Genomic DNA, 20,778 nt, shown 5'->3' with positions numbered 1-20,778 from the left:
ACTGCAATCTGTTATCTACCGCCCCCCGACCATAACTACGAGTAGAATTTCCGGCTTGCTTGGTAAAATAGGAGAGCAAGAACGAAAGGACAGCATCGAAAGGGGCAAGACGAAAGTGAAACGCAGCAAGACAATACTCTCAGTCGTAATCGCATGCAGCATGATCATGGCAACGGCGGCATGTTCAAGTTCGAACAAGAACGATTCAACAAGCGCAGAGAACAAGAACAACCCGGTAGTAGACGACAATGCGGATCCAATGGCTCCTTACAAGGAGACGGTTAATTATACCGTTGTCCGCAGCGTCAACCAGGATCCTAAGTTCCCGGCGGGCGAAAGCTACGAGAAGAACAGCTTCCAGGATTATGTGGAGAAGACGCTAAACGTAAAAGGGAAGCTGCTTTGGACGGCACCATCCGACGGTGATCAATATCCGAAGAAACTGTCTCTTGATATCGCGAGCAATCGCATTCCCGACATCTTTACCATTGAAGGCCAGAACATTGTCAGCATGCTGAACACGCTGGTAGAAGGGGATATGATCGAGGACTTAACGCCTTACTACGAGAAGTACGCATCGCAAACCGTGAAGGATCGTTACGCTCAGAATCCTTATGCTTTCAATACCGTGAATTTCGGCGGCAAAATGATGGCTATTCCATACGGAATGGAAAAAGAGCAGCCTATGCTTGTCTGGGTTAGGGAAGACTGGCGCAAGAAATTGAATTTGCCGGAACCGAAGACAATTGACGATGTTCGGACGATATCCAAAGCTTTCGCAACCCAAGATCCGGACGGCAACGGCAAACAAGATACGTTGGGTCTCGTTGCGCAAAGCAGCAGCATGTACAGCCCGGCTTTTGACCTCCATACGCTAGATTCTATTTATTGGGCGATGAACGCATTCCCTGCGACTTGGATTCAAGGCGAAGACGGCAAGGTGAAGTACGGCGGCATTCAACCGGAAGCCAAAGCCGCGTTATCCGTCTTGCGCGACATGTACAAGGAAGGCTCGCTGGATAAAGAATACGGTCTGAAGGACGGCGGCAAAACAACGGAAGACGTGAGTTCCGGCCGAGCGGGCATGGTATTTGAAGCTTGGTATGCGCCTTATTATCCGCTTGGCAACACGCTGCAGAACAATCCGAACGCGGACTGGAAGGCGTACCCGCTATTAAGTGCCGACGGGAAGCTGAATGTGGGCTCAAATCCTAGTCCGGCGGGTTATCTGGTTGTGAAGAAGGGCTTTAAGCATCCGGAATTGCTTATGAAATTGATCAATCTTTCGACTGAATTCAAGGACAAGACGATTCCGGAACTTCAGGATGCGTACGAGAAGTACGAGCAAGCCGGAACGGTATCCGTTGCCCAGCATCCGCAATACGTGGACCTTGCCGTCATTGAGCCTGCCATGATCTACAACCAACAGAAGAAATACGATGACATTCTGGCTGGCAAAGCAGACAAGTCGATATTGCTTCCAACGGAAATCTCGAGCTTTGAACAAATTGAAGCTGAAATGAAAAATCCGCTGGAAAATGTACTGAAAAGCAATCCGACGAAGGAAGCTTTAGGGACGGCTATTGCAAACCGGATCGGATTCCTGGCCTATAACAATGCCATGAAGACCGTCATTGATAACGAGAGCAATATTGTAGTTACGCCAAACGCCTTTGCCGGACAGACCCCTACGATGGTTAAGTCCTGGGCGGATCTGCAATCGCTTCAGAAACAAGCTTATCTGAAGATCATTATTGGCTCCCAGCCGATCGATTCCTTTGACGATTTCGTGAAACAATGGAATGGGCAAGGCGGCAGCCAAATTACGCAAGAAGTACAAGCCGAGCTAGACAAACGCAAATAAGATCAGAGAAATGGGCGCAAACGGCAGTTAGCGCCCATTTCTAAAAATGACAGGGAAATGAGGGGGCCCCATGCGATTATCCAAAAACAGCTATCACTACTTGCTCATGCTGATTCCTGGCCTTGCATTGCTCGCCGTATTCAGCATTGCGCCCATGTTCGGCATTATTATGGCATTCCAACATTTTAATCCGGGTAAAGGGATGTGGCATTCTCCTTTAGTTGGATTTGAGAACTTCAGTTACATGTTTCATAACCAGGCAAGCTGGCAAGCGATACGCAATACGTTGATTATTTCCATCTCCAAGATGGTGACAGGACTCATTGTCCCTGTTGTGTTCGCTCTCTTCCTGAACGAAGTCAGACATATGTTCTTCAAGAGAGTGGTGCAAACGATCGTGTATCTCCCGCATTTCTTATCCTGGGTTATTATCGCGGGAATCATTAAAGATATTCTGGGCGCGAACGGTCTGCTTAACGTCATGCTTGGTCACCTTGGCCTGCACGACCCGATTCTGTTTCTCGGCAGCAACACCTGGTTCCGTCCGATTCTTGTCGTGACCGACGTATGGAAAGAGTTTGGGTTCTCGGCCATCGTCTACCTGGCTGCGCTTACGAATATTAATCCGTCTCTCTATGAAGCTGCGGATATTGACGGGGCTACCCGCATGCAGAAAATTAGATACATCAGCCTTCCGGGCATTACGACAACGGTCATTCTGCTCGCGACATTAAGTCTTCAAGGCGTTCTGAACGCCGGATTTGACCAAGTCTTCAACTTGTATAACCCGGTTGTTGAGCCTACGGGCGATATCATCGATACGTACGTGTATCGCATCGGCTTTGAACAGGTCAACTACGAACTCGGTACAGCCGTCGGATTGTTTAAATCCGTCATCAGCTTGCTCTTGATCGCTACAGCTTACAAACTGGCATCGAAATTTGCGGGCTATCGCATCTTTTAGAGGGAGGGACAACGAATGATAGCTTCCATTCGGAAGAAGAAATCTAAATCGGCATTTGATTATATGGTTTATCTGCTTATGCTGATCATCATGCTGCTATCCATTGCACCCATGCTTCATACGTTATCCGTCTCGCTTAGTGCGCAAGCCAAGGCAGAGGCGGGGCTGGTCTCCATCTTTCCACGGGACATTACGTTCCAATCTTATGTAAGCATCTTCAAGGATGCCGCGTTCTTCAAAGCGGCATGGGTATCGGTTGAACGGGTTGTCTATACAACGGCCGGCAGTTTCCTTGTCACGTTGTTGCTCGCGTTCCCGTTATCGCGCGATACAAGACAATTCCCGCTGCGGAACCCGTTTATGTGGCTTCTTATCTTCTGTATGTTATTCAGCGGTGGTCTTGTTCCTTTCTACATGATCGTCAACGATTTAGGGTTGTTTGACAAAATGGCTGCGCTTGTTCTGCCTGGAATAGTCAATGTGTACAACACAATTCTTGTTATCAACTTCTTCAGAAGCATTCCGAAGGAGCTGGAAGAATCGGCGGGCATAGACGGGGCGAACCCTTGGCAGATGCTGTTTCGTATATTCCTTCCGCTCTCGATGCCGGTGCTTGCAACCGTTTCCCTGTTCACCATCGTAGGGACATGGAACGAATATTTGAATGGTTTGCTCTTCATCCGCGACCCCGGAATGATGCCGCTGCAAACGTATTTGCAGTCCATCTTTATCCAGATTGACCCGTCGCGCATGACAAGCCAAGAAATTATTGAAGCAAGCCTTGTCTCCAACAAGACGCTTAATTCGGCAAAAATTATACTGTCGCTTGTTCCGATTATCGCGATTTATCCGTTCCTGCAACGCTACTTCATTCATGGCATTATGATGGGTTCCGTCAAAGAGTAGACGAACGATAGAGGAGAATGCAAGGTGAATCATAAAATACGCGTAGGCATCATTGGAGCCGGAACCATCGGCAAAGTCCACGCTTCTTACTTCCAGCAGCAACCGGATACAGAGGTTGCGGCTATTGCGGACGTGCAGCTCGCGGCAGCCCGTCTGGTCGCGGAGCAATATCGAATAGCAACCGTTCACGAGAGCATTGACGCGTTGCTGCAAGACAAGCAGATCGACGCGGTTGTTATCGCCGTTCCTAATCTCTTTCATGAAGCTTTGGTCATCCAAGCATTGCATGAAGGAAAGCATGTCCTGATTGAGAAGCCGCTTGCCATTGATTTGGCAAGCGCCAGAAATATCGTGAAAGCGCAGAAAGAATCCGGCAAAGTGGTCATGATCCCGCATCAATTGCGCTGGGATGCGGCTTCAATGGCCGTTAAGGAACAGTCGGCAAAAGGAACTCTTGGTCAGATCTATTACGCCAAAACCGGCTGGTTCCGCAGAAAAAACATTCCGGGCTGGGGCTCCTGGTTCACTCAGCAGAAGATGTCGGGCGGCGGACCGCTTATCGACGTTGGCGTTCATATGCTGGATCTGGCTATCTATTTGATGGGCAATCCCAAACCGGTTTCCGTCTTCGCGGCTGCTTACTCGGAGTTTGGCGAGAAGAAGAAAGGAATCGGAACCTGGGGAACGCCTAACTGGAACGGAAGCTTTGACGTTGAGGATTTGGCTTCCGCAATGATCCGGTTCGATAACGGCGCAACTTTGCAGCTGGAAGTGAGCTGGGCCGCTCACACGGTCGCCGAAAATAACGGTTCGTTCCTGCATCTGATGGGATCGGAGGGAGGAGCGGCCATTCAAGGCGATTCAGGCAAATTCCTTCTGGAACAATTCAACCGCACGGGCGATATCGACATCACGACTTCGCCAGGCGCGGAAGACCCGCGTTCGCTCATGATCCGCCATTTTACCGATTGCATTCAGCAGAATGCAGAGCCAATAACGAATGCTTACAGCGGTTTCGTAAACATGGCTATTATTGAAGCGATTTATGAATCGGCGCGTGAAGGCAAGCTTGCTCTGGTAGACCTGGGAGGAGTAGAGGGATGAAGCTGGCGTTTATGACAGCCAATTATGTGGCTGAAGCCCTGCAATATCGACCGGGCTTGGAATGGGGAGCCTATCAGGAAGAGACTTTCCGCAAGTTCCACGGCAGCTCCTTCGCTTATGAGTTTGAGCAACTGTTGAACCGGATCAAGCAGCTGGGATTTGACGCGTTGGAATTATGGGTTGCCCATCTGGATCCTCTTCAGGCTACGCCGGAAATGCTTCAAACGGCGGTGGAGCTATTGGAGCGTTATGAGCTGGAAGTCGTATCCTATACGCCTTCCTTCCGCACGCCGCATACGGGCAAGGAAGAAATCAAGAAAGTATATGAAACGGCCAAAGCCATCGGCGCGCCGGTACTCGCGAACGGCTTTCATGCTTCGAATGCCCCGGCCATCTATGAACTGGGCAAGCAGTTCGGCATCAAATACGGCATTGAGAACCATCCTGAGAGAAACGCGCAGGAAGTCTTAAGCCAGATCGAAGGCTTCGCGCCTTGGATAGGCTCAACGCTCGATACAGGCTGGTTCGCTACGCAAGGATATGATCCGGTTAAAGCGGTATTGGAGCTGAAGGATCATCTTGTACACGTTCATCTGAAGGATGTAGCGGCAGTGGGAGCACATGATTCTTGCGAGCTTGGACAAGGCATCGTTCCGCTCGCGGACGTCATTCGTCAACTGAAAGCCATTAACTATCAAGGCGCGTTGACCATCGAGCATGAGCCGATGGATCATGATCCGTCCGATGAAGTGATGAAGAGCTTAATCTATGTTAGAAGATTGCTGAGCGATGGGGCCATCCCAAAAGGTGATCGCTCATTGTGAAGACGGTTCGCATTAGCAATTAAAGAGTTTAACAGCTATAAATACAGTTTCTAGCAGCCAGACACATAAACATTCTTTCTGTTTGAACATTTTTCTTGAACAAGTGAAGGGCAGACGGAGCATTAAATGATTCTGGAGAAGCGAAGCTCATGCTTACGAAGTAGCTTTCTTTCAGAAAGCTTTGAAGCGTTCGCTTTTGTAAAGGAATTCCTACCTCTGAAATGTTAATTCAAGGAATCCCTGAGCAATGGCGATCGGAAGAACATTTAATGCGCAGGCAGCTGTTTAACTTAGATAAAAAAAGGAGGTACCCATCCGTCATTTTCATGACTTATGGGATACCTCATTTTTTTGTTGACGGCTGTCGTTTTTTCCCGATAATCTAAGTAGGACTTAAGTTGTTGGAATTTTGAGCGATGTGGGTGGAAAAATGAATGAAAATGCTTACATTTACAAAAAAACATCCGCCTTTTCTCTACCAAGCTGCGTCCAGTAGTCTGACGGCTATTTCCCTACGGGTTGGTACAATGAACTTGTTTGAAAGACACTTGTTAAGGGGGAAATAAGAAATGAAGCGCAGCAAAAAAGCATTATCCGTCGTTTTTGCATCTTGCTTGATGTTCTCCATGGTAGCCTGCTCGAATAACTCAAATGAAAGCGCTACAAAGAATTCAAACAACACAGGTGCAACGGCAAGCGCCAATGCAGATGCAAGTGCAAGTCCTGATGTAGCCTTTGATCCGATGGCGCCTTACAAAGACGTCGTGAATTACACGGCTGTCAAAAGCATCAACCAGGATCCAAAGTTCCCGGCGGGACAAAGTTATGAGAAAAACGCGTTCCAAGATTATGTTGAGAAAACCTTGAACATCAAAGGCAAGTTGGAATGGACAGCCCCTTCCGATGGCGATCAATATGCGAAGAAGTTGTCGCTCGATATTGCGAGCAACCGGATTCCGGATATTTTCCCGCTTGAAGGGCAAACAACGGTTAGCATGTTAAATACATTGGTACAGGGCGATATGATTGAAGATCTGACGCCTTACTTCGAGAAATACGCTTCTCAAAAGGTCAACGACCGTTATGCGGCTAATAAATATGCCTTTGACACCGTTAACTTCGGCGGCAAAATGATGGCTATCCCTTACGGCATGGAAAAAGAACAGCCGATGCTCGTATGGGTGCGCGAAGATTGGCGCAAGAAGCTTAACCTGCCAGAACCTAAGACCATTGATGATATCCGCACCATCTCGAAAGCGTTCACAACCCAAGATCCGGACGGCAACGGCAAGAACGATACGTTAGGACTTGTGGCGCAGAGCAACAGCATGTACAGCACGCAATTCGATTTGCATACGCTTGATTCGATCTATTGGGCGATGAACGCATTCCCTGCTACTTGGGAACAAAGCGAGGACGGTACCGTGAAATACGGCGGTATTCAACCGGAAGCAAAAGCGGCTCTTGCCGTATTGCGCGACATGTACAAAGAAGGTTCGCTGGACAAAGAATACGGTCTGAAAGACGGCGGCAAAACAACGGAAGACGTAAGCTCCGGCCGTGCGGGCATGGTGTTTGAAGCTTGGTATGCTCCGTATTATCCGCTTGGCAATACCATTCACAACAATCCTAATGCGGATTGGAAGGCATATGCGCTGTTGACATCCGACGGCAAGCTGAACGTTGGCTCGAACCCTAGCCCAGGCGGTTACATGGTTGTGAAAAAAGGCTTTGCGCATCCAGAGCTTCTTATCCAATTGATCAACCTCTCGACCGAATTCCAGGACAAAACGATTCCTGAGCTGGTTCCGATGAGCGAAGAGTATCAAAAAGCAGGCACGGTATCCGTAGCGGCGCATGCGCAATACGTTGATCTGAGCGTTAATGACCCTGCACTGATTTATAACCAACAGAAGAAATACAACGACATTCTGGCAGGCAAAGCCGACGAAAGCATTCTTCTCGCAACGGAAGTGGATGGTCTGAAGCAGCTTCAAGCTGAGATCAGCAATCCGCTGGAGAATGTGGTGAAGGGCAAACCTACCGATGAAGAACTGAATACGGCGATTGCCAACCGCATTGGCTACCTCGCTTACAACAATGCGATGAAGGTTGTAACCGACAACGAGAGCAATATCGTTGTGACGCCTAATGTGTATGGCGGCCAAACCGAGACGATGACGAAATCATGGGCGGATCTGCAGTCGCTCCAGAAGCAAGCATACCTGAAAATAATTCTTGGTTCGCAGCCGATTGATTCGTTTGATACGTTCGTATCGCAATGGAAAGCGCAAGGCGGCGACAAAATTACGCAAGAGGTTCAAGCCGAAGTGGATAAGAGAAAATAAGATTGTTAAGAAGACGCAAGCCGGGTTCCCCGGTTTGCGTCTTTTTTTGCTACCTTGCGCAATCAGTTGTCCCTCTCTGAAGGAATCCGTTCCTCATTATAATAGGAGAGATTACCATAAATAAATGAAGGTGGAATTACAATGAAATCTAATCATGAATCGATCTTCTTTAATGCACAGCATTCCCCGATCGGCGCATTTGCCAGCTTTACGTTAGGCTATCCGGGTGCAAACGGAGGATTTGGTCTCGAGCTGGGCAAACCGGCTGACCAGAATATATATATTGGCTGCTCCAGCCGGGACGGCGGCTATTATGAACTGCTTCCGTTTTACGCGGGGAGCGATAACGAAAGACAACGTTACGTCCAATCCGGGGGAGAGGCTGAAGCGGAATCTACCATTCTTAGAGCATTCCCTTTAGACGCGATTACGCGGGAGTACAAAGCCGCAACGGATGAATGGCGCGCCGGAGACTTGAGCTTCCGCATATTGACGCAAATTCAGGCGGTACCCGACCCGGAGCAGGCCGCGGCGGAAGATCTTAAAGCGGCTTTGGTGCCGGCGGTGTGGGCGGAATTGACTCTGGATAATACGAGCGGAGACAAGACCAGAACATTATTCTTCGGTTATCAAGGCAATGATCCGTATTCCAATATGAGAAGGCTTGACGATACCATGACTACGGGATATACCGGAGTTGGACAAGGGCTGCGGACCGCAATCGTGACCGAGAATAAGGAGACATATTCCTCACTTGGATTCGATATGGAGAGCATTCTGAAGCCCCGTTCGAAAGCCCACCATACGTTTGGCCTCGGATCATGCGGAGCCTTATTGACAGAAGTGCCGGCAGGCGAGAAGGTAACGGTCCGATATGCCGTTTGCTTCTATCAGGCTGGCATCGTAACTTCCGGGCTTCAAGGTTCCTATTACTATTCGAAGCTGTTTGATTCGATAGAATCGGTCGCTTGTTATGCTTTAGAGCAATTCGATACGGTAGATGCCGCTTCCGGCCGATTAGAAGAGGAAATGAATGCGGTTGGTCTCTCGGAGGATCAGAAGTTCCTGATTCGCCATTCCGTTCACAGCTATTACGGCAGCACGGAATTGCTCGATGTACAGGGAAAGCCGGTATGGATCGTCAACGAAGGCGAATATCGCATGATCAATACTCTTGATTTGACCGTGGACCAATTATTTTTCGAGATGAAAATGAACCCTTGGACGGTTCGCAACGTGCTGGATTTATTCGCGGAGCGCTATAGCTATACGGATGAAGTTCAAGAATACGGCAGTTCTGGCAAACATGAAGGCGGCATCAGCTTTACGCATGACATGGGGGTCGCTAACGTCTTTTCCAGACCGCAATATTCCGCCTATGAAATTTCGGAGATCGAGGATTGCTTCTCGTACATGACGCAGGAGCAGCTGACGAATTGGCTGTTATGCGCGCTGATTTATGCGGAGAAGACGCAGGATCGTGCTTGGCAGGATAGCAAAATGCCGCTTATCAAGAACTGTTTCACCAGCATGCTGAACCGCGACCATCATCAGGCTGAACAAAGAGACGGCCTGATGGATCTGGAGAGCAGCCGGACGAACGGCGGCGCGGAAATTACGACCTACGACAGCTTGGACGTCTCGCTTGGACAATCCCGCCGGAATATCTACATTGCGAGCAAATGCTGGGCGGTTTATGTTATGCTGGCTCACCGGTTTGAAGAGGAAGGAGAAGCGGAGCTTGCCGGACTTGCAGCCGAACAGGCGTCCCGCTGCGCGTCAACCGTAGCTTCAGGTGTGGAGAAAGATGGTACGATTCCAGCCATATTGGATGGAGAGAGCGTATCCCGAATCATTCCTGCCATTGAAGGTCTGGTCTATCCGCATGCAGCAGGCTTGCTTGATGTTTACGGCAAAGAAAGCCCGTATGGAACTTACTTGAAGGTTTTGAAGAAGCACTTGGAGAACATTCTTGTTCCTGGCGTATGCCTCTTCGCCGATGGCGGCTGGCAGTTATCGTCCACGAGCATAAATTCCTGGTCCAGCAAAATTTATTTGAACCAGTATGTTGCCAGAGAAGTACTCGGCGTTATTCAACCGGAGCAGCAAACCGCGGCTGACCATGCCCACGTATCCTGGCTCAAGGATCCGCAAAATGCTTATTGGGCATGGAGCGACCAGACCCATGAAGGCATCGTAAAAGGAAGCCGGTATTATCCGCGGGGCGTAACCTCGATTTTATGGCTGGACGAGAGAAACAAGAAATAAAGAATAAGAATTAGGGATGAGAAAAGGCGCCTTCGGCCATCGGAGGCGCCTTTCCTTCTGCCCGAGCTTTAAGGCAGGTAAGACATTGAGATTACCGTAGGGGGAAGGATCGCTGTTTCGGTGAACTAGAGACCGGACATTCAGCCTTTCTATTAACCGTTCCCATCATTCCTTCCTACCCTGATCATTCTCTTCTCCCACTCCAATTTTCGGCCGGATCATATACACTCTTACACGAAAGGAAATATCCAATAAAAGGGGAGGAGTCGCCGGATAATCGCATCATCTTGCAACCGCTTACAAAATGAATGTTTTTTTGGAAATGGAAGGGGGAGATACACGTGTCAAGACGCAGGAAAAGATTATTTATGCTAGTCGTAACGGCCGTACTATTTGTTCAAAGTTTAGGAAGCGTTTCCAATAAGGCCTTGGCAGAAGGAACCGGAGAAGTGGTCCATAACGGCGATTTCTCGCAGGGGCTTGCGGATTGGTGGCTGGATACGGGGAAAACCTCGTTTGAAACGGCAGACGGTTGGGCAACCTTCACGCCTTTGATTCAGGATGACATGTGGGCGCAATCGTTAGGACAAACAACGGGCGCGCTTGCCAAAGACGTGGAATATACGTTTTCCTTCGACGCCAAGGCGCCGGAAGAACGGGGAATCGAAATATGGCTCAGGGCAAGCGTAAATGGCGGCAACAACATTGTCCTGTCACAGCAGACCTTGACGCTTGGGGAGGAGCACCATTACTCCGTGACCTTTACGCCGTCCGAAGATTTGGATAGCGCAACGCTGCAAATTCCATTTGGCGGCAATATGACGGCGTTTTCCTTGAAACAAGTCTCCATCCGTCCGACTTCGGGAGGGACGCCCGGAGGAGAAAATCCCGGAGATGGAGATGGCGGCGCAGGCTCTTCGCCACAGCCTCCAGTCAATACACTGTTGCTTAACCCGGGGATGGAAGACGGATTAACGAATTGGCAGGCTTGGGGAGAAGGCTTTACGGCTTCAGGCGATGCCGCGCACACGGGGAATGCGAGTCTCCAAGTGATGCTGAACAACGGAGGCCGTCAAGTCGTTACCCTTCAGTCAGGAAAGACCTATAAGCTTGGCGTATGGGGCAAAACGGCGGGTACCGGTACGGGAACGCAAACCGCTACGGTCATGATTAACTATAAGAAACCAGGTGATGATTCCTCCAAGACTTACGGCTCCTTCCAGTTTGGGCCAAGCGACACGGCGTTTACTTACAAGGAAATCACATTTGAGACGCCGGCGGACATGGTGGAGGAATGGGGTACGCAATTCGTATCGATCTGGAGCGAAGGCGCGGATCAGGTTAACCTGGACGATTTCACTCTAAGCGAAGTGACAGGCGGGGATACGGGAGAAGAACCAGAAACGCCTGCTGTTCCGCGAACGTTAACCGGACTTAAAGTGGACGATACGGCTATTCCAGATTTTGATCCCGCAACTCACACTTACTATTACGATCTAGCTGTTGGCACGACGGCCGTTCCGGCAGTCACGGCAACGGCGCAAGACGGGAATCAGGTAACGATTGAACAAGCGCAAGGTTTGCCTGGACAAGCGGATATTACCGTATCCGATAGCGAAGGCTCGGATCGCTATATTGTGCATTTTAGGCTTGTTCAGCCCGCCACCATTAACGAGAACTTCGAGACTACAGAGGATGGCGGACTGCCGGAAGGGTGGACCACAAACGGCACGAATCCTGACGAAGGCTCTTATAAGGTAATTTCCCAGGATGGCGGCAAGCTGCTGAAGCTGAAGCATGATTTGCAAAACTCCCCTAACGGTCTTACGAAATCGTTTGACCCGCAAAGCGGAAACTTCACATTTGAATACCGCATGAAAAATACGGATCAAAGCGCCGTATCCATCGTTCGGCTCTGGGACAGCACATCCGATCAAGATGCGTTGTCGCTTGTTGAGGGATGGGGCTTGCGGTTCAATATGGTAGGCCAGAACTTTGCCAGTGTAGAAGTGCCGGGACACCGCATTGTGGATGGGGATTTCAATCCAAACGAATGGCGCGACTACAAACTGATCGTTCATGTCCCTACGCATACCTATGATATTTACTTAAACGGCGAGCTGAAGCAGCAAGATATTCCTTTCCTCGGCGACGTGGACAAGATCGACCGTTTGTCTATCGGCCATATTTTCTGGTCAACCACTACCACGACCTACGTCGACAACGTTCGGATGCAGCCGTTGCCTTTCGTGAATAATCATGTCGAGAATGGCGACTTCTCCAGCGGTTTGGACCATTGGTCCGTATCGGGAAGCGGGGCAGAATTAGCCAATGCTTACGGGCGCGGAAAAATAGCGATCGAAGCAGGCAAAGGACCGGCGGTAGTAAAGCTTGACGGAGCCGATGTTGATATCGGTCAAAGCTATACGCTGCGTTTTACCCTGAGAGGCTCCAGCCCGGCAGATGTTAACGTGAGCATTGCAGGAAACGACGGCGAAGATTTAATCAAAACAAAAGCGATTGAGACGACAACCGAACCTGGTCAATATGAAGTGACCTTTACTCCCGGACCCTCGGCCGCTGCTCCGCAGAATACGGTAATAACTTGGACAGTTAACGGTGATTCATCGTCTGATTGGACCGGTTACCTGGATCAGGTTCAGCTCCTTACCTCCGATGCGGTCGTTTCGTTGCCGAAACCGGCTGATTACGTTGCGGTAGATTGGATTAAGACAACCGATGGCACGGCGGAGCTTCCTTATGCGGGGGTCAATTATAAGGATGTGTCCGTGCAATTTGCGAACGAGTCATTCATGAAGCTGGACACGGTTTATGTCATTGAGCTGCGGGATCCTTCAGGCGAGGTGGTGGATCGCTCGACAGTCCGCATGGAAGCCTCCGCTTCCGAATTGTCCGTAATTCATGCAGGATTTATCGTTCCGGGGGAAGCAACCGGATACCGCATTTATGCTTATGCTTTAAAACCTGAGCAATCATCTGCCTATTCGCCGGTAGTCGCAGCTGATCTGTCTTAACGGAAAGAATGGAGGGTTAGACCATGAGAAGAAACAAGAAGTGGCTGAGCGCCGTGTTTGCGGCCGTATTGCTCTTGCAGGGGATAGGTTTTGTCGGAACGCCAAGCGTCCAAGCATCGCCTGTCATAGACTCGCCTACCGCAGATAACGAGCAGCCATGGGATTGGAATAGCGTGAATCTGCAGGGCATGGGCTGGGTAACCGGTATTGTCGCGCAGAAGACAGCTCCTTATCTGATGTATGCGAAGACGGACGTTGGCGGCGTGTACCGTTATGTTCGCGATGATGACCGCTGGGAGCCGTTATCGGACTGGCTTAGCCTGGATAATCGCCATGGCTATTCCGTGGAGAGCATAGCGATTGATCCGGGTGCCGCGGATGATGTGTATATGGCCGTTAATGGCGCTAGCGGCGAAGGCGGGGAAATATACGTTTCCCATAATCGCGGCGAGACTTGGGCAGCTACGGGCATGGGAACAAACGATATTTACATGGGAGGCAACGATGCGCTCCGTTCGGAGACGGGCGAGCGGCTGGCGGTTGACCCGAACCGTGCCGGAAGCGTTTATTTCGCTTCGCGCGGCGACGGATTGTGGTCGAAGAAGGGGAACAACGCATGGTCCAAGCTGACCGGCGGGCTGCCAAATACGCCAACCTGCCAGGACAAAGCGGGCTGCGGCGGATTTTCGTTTGTTGCCTTTGATAAAAATTCGGGTACGACGGCATCGGGCGATACCAAGATTTTCTATGTCGGTGTCTACGATGACGGGGTCTACAAAACGACTAACGGCGGCGCAAGCTTTACGAAGCTCGGCGGTCCGACGGGAAGCGATTCCAATCATTTTTTCCGCGCCGCGGTGAATGCAAACGGTACCTTGCTTGTAACAAGCGGACAGACTATTCTTCGCGCGGAACGCTCGGATTCGGCACTTGCCAAGGTGTTTGATTCCAATGACCATGAAGAAATCGAGCAAAAGACGGTTGTGGGCGTCGATATCGATCCGTCCAATGCTTCGCTGATCTACGCGCAAGCCGGTGATTCCAATGCGGGCAACGCGTGGATGTATGTCAGCTCGGATGCGGGCTTGACCTGGACACTGAAGCAAGAGCAGAAAGGGACAGAGCCGGAGTATTATCCGGAATGGTGGTCGAACCATGAGCGCGCGCCGCTTGTTGTCGATCCGCTGGACCCAACGACGGCTTGGACTTCAACGGGATTTGGCATCTTGAAGATCCGCGGCATTAATACGAATACGCCAGTTGCCGATGCCAACATGCACGGGGTTGAAGAATTGGTAGGCTACATCGCCAAAGTACCTCCTCTTGCCGGAGGCTACGACGTGCATGTCGGTTCGGCGGACTCTGCCGGATTCTCGGTACGGGACCGGAATACGGTGCCGGATACGAGGTTAATGGGCCAGAAATACGACGGCCCGCCGATGTGGGGCATTAATTTGACCCAAATGTCGGGGCTGGATTACAGCTACCAGAATCCAAGCGAGATGGCTTATATGGGCTATCATCAGTTCGCGCTCTGGAACGGCGCGCCGTTCAATTTCTACGGCACAACGCATGACGGCGGGCGCACTTGGGAGGAATCCGCCACACCTTCGGACCTCGAGACTACTGGCGGAATGATTGCCATGTCTTCGACAACGCCAAGCAGCTTGATCTGGTCGCCGTATAACGGTTACATGAAATACAGCGAAGACGGCGGCAAAACGTGGAAAGACTCGATTGGCATTGAAAGCCAGACATTTGGCCATCTGTATGAGCGCAACAGCTACTGGTGGAGCTCTACGCAGAATCTGGCATCCGATAAAGTGAACGGCAGCAAATTTTATATGTTCACGGAAAAGGATTCGAAGATCGCCCAATTCTATATGAGCGAAGACGGCGGCAAAACGTGGAAGAAGACGTATACCGGCTATGAAGCGCAAGGCAACGAGGATTACACCGCGTCCAATCCCGAGCATAAGGTAAACTTTGCGGCTCTTCCATTCGTGAAGGTCAAAGTGAACCCGGCTAAGGAAGGCGACGTATTCCTAGCTTCCAAGCAAGGCGATTTCGGCGATGACCATGCAGGCGAATTTTCGAAGCTGTACCGTTCTACGGATGCAACGGTCTCGAACTTTGCCGAGGTGCCTAACGTTCAGGCAGCCGTAGACGTGGCTTTCGGCAAAGGCGACAGTCCTGACCAGCCTTATATTTACTTGTATGGTCTGGCGAACGGTGATCGTATATCAGGCGTGTATGTATCCAAAGACAATGCGAAGAGCTGGCTCAAAATTTCGGATGACCGCCATTCCTACGGCGGAACGAACAGCATTGAAGCCGACATGCGCTACAAGGATCGCGTATACCTGTCGCTCGAAGGCCGTGGTTTCGTGTACGGTCAGCCTTCCGGACTGCCGGAAGTGAACGTCTCGGACATTCACTCGGATCAGGAACTGCCCAATGCGGTTCAATCCGGACGGGTTTACGGGGTGGGAGCAAACGTTGCCATTCAAGCCGAAGCAACGGCGGCAACCGGCAGTTCGATCGCTAAGGTAGAATTCTTTGACGGAGACCGGAAGCTGGGCGAGGATACGACAGCACCTTATTCTCTTCAGCTTGACGCCGATAAGCCCGGAGACTATTACGTGGTTGCCAAAGCAACGGATAGTCAAGGAAGAGAGCAATATTCGTCTCCGCAGGATTTCAGCGTTCGCAATCTAACGGAGGTAACGAACATTAGCTACAAGAACGGCTCCGGCCAACTGCTTAGCTCCTTAGTCGGCGGCCAGACCGTCAAGGTCGAGACTTCTGTACAGAACAATACCGGCATTGCGCAGCAAGTGAATTTGGTCGCTGCGCTCGAAGACGGTCAAGCGAAGCCCGTTAAGCTGGTCAAGACTACGGCAAGTTTGAAAGGAAGCGGCAAGGCTGTTCTTGGCGCCGAATTAAAGCTGCCGGCAAGCGTGGACGGCCATATCCTGAAGGTGTACGTCTGGGATAACGGCCAATCGGCCAGCCAGCCTGCGATCTCGACAATCCCGGATACGAAGGCTCCTACTTGGCCGAAGACCGCGAAGCTTTATTACACGGACCGCGGAGCAACAAGCGTGAAGCTGTATTGGGCAAACGCTGCAGACGAGTTCGGCGTATCGCGTTATGAAGTTTATCAAGACGGGATCGCGGCTCCAATTGCTACCGTTAATGGCAACGCTGTTCGCCAGTTTACAGTTACAGGGCTTAAGAAGGATACGGAATATTCCTATCGCGTTGTTGCGGTGGACGGAGTAGGCAGCGCGTCGGATGCGCTTGGACCGGTCCAAATCCAAACTTTAACGGCGGATCCGGTAACGCCTTCCGTTCCCGGTACATCGGCAACGGCTAATGATCCTAAAGTTAGCGGCGGAACGGTTCAAGCGGTTCCGAGCGTAAAAGGGACAAATGCAGCCTTGAGCCTGCAAGCGAAATCGTTAAGCCAAGCTATCCAAGGCGCTCTTAAAGACAAACAGGATTTCATTACCGTTGAGACCTCTGCATCGTCTGGAAGCTACGACGCGTTAGATCTGGAGATTCCGGCCGGATCGGTATTGGAGGCCAAGAAGCAAGGGATCAACCAGATTCGAATCGTAACGCCATTGTATACGATGACGTTATCGACGGAGGCAATAGCCGGGCTTAATGCCGATGATCGGACCATCAAGCTGCATGTCGGCAAGCTGGCGGCATCAGGCAGCACAGGTCAGCTTGTCTATGAATTTAATCTGTCGGTTGACGGAACGGCCGTGCATAGCTTCAGCGGTTACCATCCCGTGAAGGTGGAAATCCCTTATAGCTTGCAAGCCGGTCAACAGCCAAGCGCGGTTATTGCTTCTTATGTCGGCGAGAACGGCAAGCTGGAGCCGGTTAAAAACTCCCATTACGACGAAACATCCGGCAAACTTGTTTTCTACCCGCCGCATTTCAGCCAATATGCCATTACGGCAGCAGCTTCATCCTTTACCGATCTGGAGAAGGTGAAATGGGCGCAAGAGGCTATCGCCGGACTGGCCGCAAGGCAAATTGTAAAAGGCGTAGAAGAGGGACATTTCGCCCCTCAGAATAAAGTGACGCGAGCCGAGTTTATCTCCATGCTAGTCCGAACCTTTGATTTGCGTCAGCCGAATGCCGTACCGTCCTTTACGGATGTGAAACTCGGTGCCTGGTATGAGCAAGAAGTGGCTTCCGCGGAGAAGCTCGGAATCGTAAAAGGCTCCGGTGACGGAACATTTGGCCCTAATCGCATGATTACCCGCGAAGAGATGGCCGCAATGATCTGGAAGGCAGCCGGCGTGTTTGGTCTGAAGCCTGCCATTAACAGCCCGGCAGCCGGATATATCGACGAAACTTCCATATCTTCCTACGCTAAGGAGGCTATCCATCAATTAAGCGGAGCGGGATTGTTAAACGGATACGGCGATGGCAGCTTTAAGCCGGGCGGAAGCGCAACGCGCGCCGAAGCAGCCGTAGTAATCTATCGCATCTTGCAAGCAGCTAACTAATTGTCCACTCATCAAGCGGAAGAGAAGGGCGAATAGGCGTACAACGCCTATTCGCCTCACCTTCCATTCCGATTAAGAGCTTTTGAGGTGATCGTCCAACTATGTGAAAGCGCTCTTATACAGCCGTGCGAAGCTAAACCGGATTCTAAAATTACCGCCATGACGGTCTACACCCGGGAAGACCCGCGAGCGGATGACATAGATTCGACTTATGCATGCCACATGAAGATTAATCTCTCAATTACGAGGAGGAACTGGTTATGTTCAAGAAAGGCACCGCCATAATAGCGGTCGTTGCGCTGCTTGCGCAAATCTCCATTCTATCATTCAAGCCTGCGACCGCCGAGGCGGCTACAAGCGATATCTCGGCATCTTACGATTGGCAGCAATTAAAAACCGGAGGAGGAGGCTTTGTTACGGGAATCGATATCCATCCTAGCGGCAACGTGGTGTATGCCCGCACCGACGTGGGAGGGGGTTATCGCCTTAACGATGCCAAGACGGGCTGGATTCAAGTCGTAACCGCAAACAGCATGCCGGACGAATCGCCTGGCGGACATAAAGGGGTTGTCAGCCTTGTGTCGGCACCAAGCAATGCCAACGCGGCATACATGGCGTTTGGGGACAGCGTCTACAAAAGCGGCAACAAAGGCGACACTTGGAGCAAGACAAATGTCTCTGGACTTGACAACAACGCGAATGGCGACGCCCGAACGACAGGCGAACGGCTCGCGGTTGATCCGTCCAACGAGAATGTGGTTTATTACGGTACCATAGGCAACGGTTTATATGTGACTCGGAATGGAGGCAGCAACTGGTCGGCGGATGCGGGCATTCCAAGTACCGGCGAAAACGTGCATGGCGTGCAAGACGTGGCGATCGATGCCGGAAGCGGCACGGTAAGCGACGGCGGCGTTACGCGCACGAAGACGGTCTATGCATCGGTCTATGGCAAAGGCATTTACCGGACGGATAACGGCGGGAACAGCTGGTACAAAATTACGGGCTCCTGGCCTGCGGACAACGGCAACTATACCGACATGGAGATCGTCTCCGGCGCCTTGTACGTATCGGGCGGCGGGGTATGGAAATATGCGGGGGGAAGTTGGTCGCAGATCAATACGAATACGGATATTTGGAGTATTGCGGTCTCCCCAAGCAATCCGAACAAAATATTGGCGTTTAACGGCGGAGGCACCCCATACCGGACCACAAACGGCGGCGGACAATGGACGCAGCTCGACAAGAATAGGGTTACGGGTTCGGGCGACGTGCCATGGCTTTCTTGGACGGACGAAGGCTGGATGTCGGTCGGCAACGTCGCTTTTGACCCTGTAGTGCCCGATAAGCTTTGGTTCGCGCAAGGCATTGGCGTATGGACTTCTACGGATATCAACGACAGTCAATTAACTTGGACTTCGCTTAGCGCGGGCATCGAGGAGATGGTGTCCAACGATATCGTCGTGCCGCAAGGCGGCAAGCCGGTAACGGCATTCTGGGACCGTCCGTTATTCTATCATGCTAACAATGATCAATATCCTTCGCAGCACCAGCCAAGCTCGAGATTTAATTCGGCATGGGACCTGGACTATTCGTACAATAACCCGAACTTCCTGGTAGCCAGCATCTCGGATCACCGCTTCTGCTGCGAGAGCGACGGACAAGCCTTCCCAAGCGGTTATTCGACCGACGGAGGCCAGACTTGGACGCCGTTCGCTTCGGTACCGACAGACATGCATTTCGGAGATATTGCCGTAGCGGCTTCGGACACGAACAATATCGTTTACCTGCCGACCAGCAACCGGACGCCGTATTACACGACAAACCGCGGCCAATCCTGGAATCCGATTATTTTGCCTGGTACGGAGAGTTCGTATGATAACGGACAGTACGTAGGCGGATCGCATTTTGCCTACTATTTGAACCGTCATGCGCTAGCGGCCGATACCGTTAACGACCACACTTTCTACTTGTATCACAATGACAAAGGTTTGTACCGTACGACAAATGGCGGCCAGTCCTGGAGTCTTGTAAATACAACTCTTCCAAAAGGCTGGGCGGTAGGCTGGTTCAATATGCAAATCAAAGCGGTACCGGGTAAAGCGGGTCACCTGTTCCTGACCTTCGGCCAGCTTGATCAAGCTTCTTATTCCCTGTATCACTCCATTGACGGCGGTACGACTTGGACGGAGATCAGCGCCGTCAAGGATGCGACTTCTATCGGATTCGGCAAGGCAGCAACAACGGGCGGTTATCCGGCTATCTATCTCGCAGGCAAGGTAGAAGGGGATTACGGCGTATGGCGTTCCACGGACGAAGGAGCGAATTGGAGCAAGATTGCAACCTATCCAAAAGGCATTTACGACAATGTCTCGGCAATTGACGGAGACAAGGACGTATTCGGCAAGGTATACGTTGGATTTAAAGGGAATAGCTTCGTATACGGAGCGCCTAGCGGCACCAATCCGCCTTCGGGAGATTCCGGCGTAGGCAGCGGAACGGGATTAAACGGCACCTACTGGAACGGACTTAACTTCGAGCAATGGGTAGCGAATCGGACCGAAAACATTGATTTCGACTGGGGCGAAGGCGCGCCGGTATCCGGCATGAACACCGACAACTTCCTGGCTCGCTGGACTGGATTTGTACAGCCGAGATACAGCGAGACATACACGTTCTACACCAGTTCGGACGACGGTGTCCGGGTATGGGTGAACGATCAGCTCATTATCGACAAATGGATCGACCAGCCGGCGACGGAGTGGAGCGGAACCATCTCCCTTCAGTCCGGACAGAAGTACAGCATTCGCGTGGATTATTATGAGAAAACCGGCGGCGCATCCGCGAAGCTGAGCTGGTCCAGCGCAACGCAGTCGAAGCAAATCATTCCTTCCTCGCAACTTTATACGCAGTAAAAATGAAAAAGACCAAGC

General features: G+C 51.1%; 10 protein-coding genes. All 10 read left to right on the top strand.

From position 1 onward, the window contains the following. The first annotated feature begins 115 nt into the window (after positions 1-115). The 10 genes from QQK89_RS29350 (at position 116) to QQK89_RS29305 (ending at position 20,760) form a co-directional block, all read left to right on the top strand. On the top strand, positions 116-1,864 hold the full coding sequence (locus QQK89_RS29350; protein ID WP_284242327.1) for an ABC transporter substrate-binding protein: 1,749 nt from the start codon (positions 116-118) through the stop codon (positions 1,862-1,864). Between the two features lie 70 nt (positions 1,865-1,934). Next, positions 1,935-2,828 (top strand): ABC transporter permease, encoded by an 894-nt coding sequence (locus QQK89_RS29345; RefSeq protein WP_284242326.1) that lies wholly within the window; start codon positions 1,935-1,937, stop codon positions 2,826-2,828. Positions 2,829-2,843: 15 nt separating this feature from the next. Beyond that, positions 2,844-3,734: a carbohydrate ABC transporter permease gene (locus QQK89_RS29340; RefSeq protein ID WP_284242325.1), complete on the top strand. Its 891-nt coding sequence runs from the start codon at positions 2,844-2,846 to the stop codon at positions 3,732-3,734. Positions 3,735-3,758: 24 nt separating this feature from the next. Beyond that, positions 3,759-4,838, top strand: a complete 1,080-nt coding sequence (locus QQK89_RS29335; protein WP_284242324.1) for a Gfo/Idh/MocA family protein — start codon at positions 3,759-3,761, stop codon at positions 4,836-4,838. Next, complete coding sequence (locus QQK89_RS29330; RefSeq protein ID WP_284242322.1) at positions 4,835-5,662, top strand: sugar phosphate isomerase/epimerase family protein; 828 nt, start codon at positions 4,835-4,837, stop codon at positions 5,660-5,662. Before QQK89_RS29335 ends, QQK89_RS29330 begins: the two co-directional genes overlap by 4 nt. A 569-nt stretch (positions 5,663-6,231) precedes the next feature. After that, entirely contained in the window at positions 6,232-8,010 is a 1,779-nt protein-coding gene (locus tag QQK89_RS29325) for an ABC transporter substrate-binding protein (protein ID WP_284242321.1), read from the top strand. A 141-nt stretch (positions 8,011-8,151) separates the two neighbouring features. Beyond that, a complete protein-coding gene (locus QQK89_RS29320) occupies positions 8,152-10,278 on the top strand; it encodes a glycoside hydrolase family 52 protein (RefSeq protein ID WP_284242320.1) in 2,127 nt (708 codons plus the stop codon). A 341-nt stretch (positions 10,279-10,619) separates the two neighbouring features. Beyond that, positions 10,620-13,313, top strand: a complete 2,694-nt coding sequence (locus QQK89_RS29315) for a carbohydrate binding domain-containing protein (RefSeq protein WP_284242319.1) — start codon at positions 10,620-10,622, stop codon at positions 13,311-13,313. Positions 13,314-13,336: 23 nt separating this feature from the next. Further along, positions 13,337-17,845 carry an S-layer homology domain-containing protein gene (locus QQK89_RS29310; protein ID WP_284242318.1) on the top strand — a complete coding sequence of 1,503 codons (4,509 nt, stop codon included), beginning with the start codon at positions 13,337-13,339 and terminating at the stop codon, positions 17,843-17,845. A gap of 260 nt (positions 17,846-18,105) precedes the next feature. Next, on the top strand, positions 18,106-20,760 hold the full coding sequence (locus QQK89_RS29305; RefSeq protein ID WP_284242317.1) for a PA14 domain-containing protein: 2,655 nt from the start codon (positions 18,106-18,108) through the stop codon (positions 20,758-20,760). Positions 20,761-20,778: the final 18 nt, after the last annotated feature.

The sequence above is a fragment of the Paenibacillus glycanilyticus genome, from assembly GCF_030161375.1.
Lineage (GTDB): Bacteria > Bacillota > Bacilli > Paenibacillales > Paenibacillaceae > Pristimantibacillus > Pristimantibacillus glycanilyticus_B.
This window is presented reverse-complemented; position numbering and strand designations above follow the sequence as displayed.